This is a genomic window from Blastococcus sp. SYSU D00813 (assembly GCF_054050735.1).
Genome location: NZ_JBJGZX010000072.1, coordinates 1 through 5,029, shown reverse-complemented (window position 1 = coordinate 5,029; position 5,029 = coordinate 1). Strand labels below are relative to the sequence as shown.

The 5,029-nt window shown below is 75.4% G+C and carries 6 protein-coding genes; 2 read left to right on the top strand and 4 right to left on the bottom strand.

Annotated elements, in window-relative coordinates:
• Window positions 1-895: hypothetical protein (locus ACI8AX_RS23550; protein ID WP_456552302.1), on the bottom strand; the 895-nt coding region annotated here is incomplete at its 3' end.
• Between the two features lie 94 nt (window positions 896-989).
• Window positions 990-1,724, bottom strand: a complete 735-nt coding sequence (locus tag ACI8AX_RS23545) for an alanyl-tRNA editing protein (protein ID WP_456552301.1) — start codon at window positions 1,722-1,724, stop codon at window positions 990-992.
• An 18-nt stretch (window positions 1,725-1,742) separates the two neighbouring features.
• Here ACI8AX_RS23545 and ACI8AX_RS23540 point away from each other — a divergent pair, with 18 nt between their 5' ends.
• A complete protein-coding gene (locus tag ACI8AX_RS23540) occupies window positions 1,743-2,405 on the top strand; it encodes a nucleoside/nucleotide kinase family protein (RefSeq protein ID WP_456552300.1) in 663 nt (220 codons plus the stop codon).
• A 116-nt stretch (window positions 2,406-2,521) separates the two neighbouring features.
• Window positions 2,522-3,142, top strand: coding sequence for an antibiotic biosynthesis monooxygenase (locus tag ACI8AX_RS23535; protein WP_456552299.1), 621 nt, complete (start codon window positions 2,522-2,524; stop codon window positions 3,140-3,142).
• Between the two features lie 144 nt (window positions 3,143-3,286).
• Here the strand turns inward: ACI8AX_RS23535 and ACI8AX_RS23530 are convergent, their stop codons facing one another.
• A complete protein-coding gene (locus ACI8AX_RS23530) occupies window positions 3,287-4,363 on the bottom strand; it encodes an acyl-CoA dehydrogenase family protein (RefSeq protein ID WP_456552298.1) in 1,077 nt (358 codons plus the stop codon).
• Window positions 4,363-5,029 (bottom strand): acyl-CoA dehydrogenase family protein (locus ACI8AX_RS23525; protein ID WP_456552297.1); only part of this gene is annotated, 667 nt, incomplete at its 5' end. The genes ACI8AX_RS23525 and ACI8AX_RS23530, both read right to left, overlap by 1 nt.

Sequence of the window (5,029 nt, the reverse complement as noted above, 5' to 3'; positions counted from 1 at the left end):
CCACCGGCTCGACCACCGGGGTCACGACCTCGACCACTGGGGCCACGACCTCGACCACCGGCTCGACCACCGGGGTCACGACCTCGACCACTGGGGCCACGACCTCGACCACCGGCTCGACCACCGGCGCCACGGTCTCGACGACTGGTGGGACGACCGTCTCGACCGTCTCCACGACCGGAGCGACCACGTCCTCGACCGGAGTGATCACGGGGACGACCGCGTCGACCACGGGCGTCACCGGCTCGACGACGGGAGCCAGGACCGGCAGCGTCTCCTCGGCCACCGGACCGACGACCTCGACCACGGGCGCCACGGTCTCGACGACTGGTGGGACGACCGTCTCGACCGTCTCCACGACCGGAGCGACCACGTCCTCGACCGGAGTGATCACGGGGACGACCGCGTCGACCACGGGCGTCACCGGCTCGACGACGGGAGCCAGGACCGGCAGCGTCTCCTCGGCCACCGGCTCGACGACCGTCTCCACGGTGTCGACCACCGGCGGAGCAACCGTCTCGGTCACCGGCGCCAGGACCGGGGTGACGGTCTCGACCACCTCGACGACCGGGGCCGGCGCCTCGGCCACGGGCGCGGCCGCCTCGACGACCGGCTCCGCCACCGGCTCGACCACCGGCTCGACGGTCCCGGTCACCGGCTCCACGGCGACAGGCGCCGTCTCGACCACGGGCTCCGCGACCTGCTCGACCACCGGGGCGATGGGCCCGGGCAGGAGGTCCGCCCGCGCGGTCGAGGAGAGCCCGACCGTCGCCACGACACAGGCGCCCAGGAACCCGACGAGCAGCAGCAGCCGGACCAGCCACGGGTCCAGCCGTCCGCCCGGGGAGTCGACCGCGGCATCCGCCGCGCAGACCGGGCCGGGCGCCGGACGCACGCGTCCTGCGCGACGGGGCCAGGTCCCGGACATCGGCCATGGGGTTCCCCGCGCGGCGCGAGCTCATGCGCGGGGAACGGCGGGTCTCCCGGACTCAGACGATCCGCACCCGCAGCCGCCGGAACCCGCGGCCCTTGTTCTCCATCTTGGTGACCTCCACGCGGCCCACCATCGCCGTCGACGCGACGTGCGTGCCGCCGTCGGCCTGGGTGTCGAGCCCGACGATGTCGACGATCCGCACCACCTCGATGTCGGGCGGCAGCAAATTGGTCGCCGTCCGGATGATGTCGGGGATCGCGAACGCCTCCTCCCGCGGCAGGGTGCGCACCTCGATCGGCCGGTCGGCGGCGATCTCGGCGTTGACCGCCTCGGCCACCCGCTCCTTGAAGTCCGCCGGCACCTCGGCCAGGTCGAAGTCCATCCGTGCCGAGAGCGGCTCCATGTTGCCGCCGGTCACCAGCGCACCGAAGTCCCGGAACACGACGCCGGTCAGGACGTGCAGCCCGGAGTGCGTGCGCATGAGCGCGGTCCGCCGCTCGTCGTCGAGCGCGCCTCGGACGGCGGTCCCGGCCGGCGGCACGGGGTCGCCCTCGGCCGGCACCAGGTAGAGCTCGTCACCGCTGCGGGTGCCCACGATGCGGGTGCGGACGCCGCCCCACAGCAGCACCCCCTCGTCCGGCGGCTGCCCGCCGCCGCCCGGGTAGAACGCCGACCGGTCGAGGACGACGCCCCGTTCGGGGTCCACCGCGACGACGGTCGCCTCCCACTCGCGCACCGTGGCGTCGGCGAGGTCGAGGCGGTGGGTGTGTCCGTGCCGGTCAGCGCTCACCCCTGCATGCTGCCCTGCGTGAGCCCTCCCGTTCCGTCCTCCGCACCCGACGAGCTCGTCAAGCGGGTCGCCGCCCTCACCAAGCGCCGGCCGCGGGTGCTGCTGGGCATCGCCGGCGCCCCGGCGGCCGGCAAGTCCACGCTGGCCGCCTGGCTGGTCGACCGGCTGAACGCCCGCCGTCTCTCCGCCGTCGGCGTCCCCATGGACGGCTTCCACCTCGCCGACGCCGCCCTCGACGCGCTGGGCCGCCGCGACCGCAAGGGCGCCGTCGACACCTTCGACGGGCACGGCTACCTCGCCCTGCTGCGCCGCCTGCGCGCCGAGCAGGAGACGACGGTCTACGCGCCGGCCTTCGAGCGCGACCTCGAGCAGCCGGTCGCGGGCAGCATCGCCGTCCCGCCGGGCACCCGCGTCGTCGTCTCCGAGGGCAACTACCTGCTGCTCGAGGAGCAGCCCTGGCCGGCGGTGTGGGCCGAGTTCGACGAGGTGTGGCACGTCGGCCTGGACGGCGACGTCCGCCGCGCCCGCCTGCTCGACCGGCACGTCCGCTTCGGCAAGGCCCCCGACGCCGCGCGCGCCTGGGTGGACGCCGTCGACGAGCCCAACGCCCGGCTCATCGAGGCCGCCGCCGGGCGCGCCGACCTGCGTCTGGACGTCTCCGGCTGGGACCTGCGCGGCTGAGCCCGCCGACACGCCGACCCGGGGTCGATGGTCCCTGTCCGCTCCGGCACGCCGCGAGGACGGTGGGCCGCGCGGCGGTGCCGCACGGGTGCCGCCGGCCCGTGAGGAGGAGCGGCATGTACGCACGGACGACGACCGTCCACGGCGACCCGATGCGGGTGGACGACGGCATCGCCCACGTCCGCGACCGGGTGATGCCCGCCGTCCTGGACATGGACGGCTGCGTGGGGCTGTCGATGCTGGCCGACCGCGAGTCCGGCCGCTGCATCGTGACCGCGGCCTGGGAGGACGAGGCGGCCATGCGGGCGAGCGCCGAGGCCGTGACGCCGATGCGCGAACAGGCCCGCGAGGTCATGGGCGGCGAGATGGAGGTGCAGGAGTGGGAGATCGCCGTCATGCACCGCAGGCACGAGGCACCCGAGGGCGCCTGCACCCGCGTGGTCTGGAGCAAGGCGGACGTCGACCACATCGACCGGGTCCTCGACGCCTACCGGATGACGCTCGTGCCGCAGCTCGAGGAGATGCCCGGCTTCTGCAGCGTCAGCCTGATGCTCGACCGGGCCAGGGGGCGCGCGGCGTCCGCGGTCACCTTCGACACCCGCGAGGCGATGGAGGCCAGCCGGGAGGACGCCCGGCGCATGCGTGACACCTTCGTCTCCGCGATGGAGGTCAGCATCACCGACATGGCCGAGTTCGAGCTGGTCCTGGCCCACCTGCGCGTCCCCGAGATGGCCTGACCGACCACGGTGCGAGCCGCTCCCCGGCCCGGGAGCGGCCGCGCGACGGGCACCTGGTCGGCGGTCTCCCGGCCTCGCGGGCGGGATCCCGCCGGCGAGGCCGGGAACCCGCCCGCAGGGTGCGGCGGGAACGGCGGTGCGCGCTCAGCCCAGCCGGGTGAGGGTGGCCCAGAGCTGGTCCGGACCGCCCGCCAGCACCCCGGCGCCGAGCACCCGCGACCACGTGGCCTCGCCGCCGGCCTCGTCGCGCCATGACCAGCAGCGCCGGGTGAGGTGGTGCAGCCGGTGCTCCTGGGTGAAGCCGATCGCGCCGTGCACCTGGTGGGCCAGCCGGGCCACGACCTCCACCGCCGCGCCGGCCCGCACCTTCGCCGCGGCCGCCAGCAGCGGCAGCTCGGCCGCACCGCGGTCCAGGCCCTGCACGGCCGCGTCGACGATCGCCGTCACCGCGGTGACCTCGCCGGCCATCTCGGCGAGCTCCATCTGGATGGCCTGGAACTTGGCCAGCGGGCGGCCGAACTGCTGCCGCTCGCCGGCGTACTGCACCGTCCAGGCCAGCACCTGCTCCAGCGCCGCGGCCAGCTGCACCGACCGCGCCAGCGCGTACCGGGCCCGCAGGTCGGCGGCCTGCTCGGGCCGCAGCAGCGCCCCCGACGCCGGCACCCCGTCCAGCACCAGCGACCCGCGCGGCTCGCCGGCCAGGTTCACCGCCTGCGTGGCGGCCAGCCCCGACGCGTCGACCAGCGCGAGCACCGCGCCCTCGATGCCCGCGGGGGCCGCGGCCAGCACGGCCACGTGCCGGGCCACCCCGGCCCACGGGACGTCGGTCGCGGTGCCGGTCAGCGTCCACCGGCCGGGGCCGTCGCCGTCGTCGGAGGGCTCGGCGGTGACCGCGTCGGCCACGGTGAACGTCAGCGGCTCCTCGGGCGAGGGCAGGTCCAGGTCGGCCCCGAGCACCGCCGGCGCAGCCACGAGCAGCTGCTCGGCGACGGGCACCGCCCCGGCGCCCGCAGCGAGGGTGCGCACGATCGCGACCGCGTCGGCCAGCTCACCGCCCGAGCCGCCGGCCTCCTCGTCGATGCCGACGCCGGTCAGCCCGGCCTCGGCCAGCGCGCTCCACAGCCCGGCGTCCCACGGCTTCTCGGGCGTGAGCACGAACGGCTCGAACGACCCCAGGATGTCGCGGACGGTCTCGACCACCAGGTCCTGGTCACCGGCCATCAGCGCAGCCCCAGCCCGCGAGCGACGATCCCGCGCAGGATCTCGTTGGTCCCGCCCCGCAGGGTGTAGCCGGGCTGGTGCAGCTGCGCCTCGGCCAGCGCCCGCCCCAGCGGATCCGGGGAGTCCAGCGACGCCGGCACGTCCACCACCTTGCGCACCTCGTCCACCACGTCGGCCTCGAACGTCGTCCCCACGTCCTTCACCAGCGCCGCGGGGATGTTCGGCAGCTCCCCCCGGTCCAGCGCCGCGGCGATCCGCAGGCTCAGCTGCCGCAACGCCAGCAGCCGCGCCGACAACCGCCCCAGCGTGGCCAGCTGCGCCGCGTCCTGGGTCTTGGCCGCCCGCCGGCCGAACTCGGCCAGCAGCGGATAGGTCGACAGGAACCGCTCCGGCCCGGACCGCTCGAACGCCAGCTCCGCGGTCACCTGGTGCCAGCCGGCGCCCTCCTCCCCCAGCAGCATCCCCGCCGGGACCACCACGTCGTCGAAGACCACCTCGTTGAAGTGGTGCCCGCCGTCCAGGATCCGGATCGGGTTGACGCTGATCCCCGGCAACGACAAGTCGATGAGCAGCTGCGACAGCCCGGCGTGCCGGTTGGCCGGATCGGCCGGGGAGGTGCGCACCAGCACGATCCCGTAGTGGGAGTGGTGGGCGTTCGACGTCCAC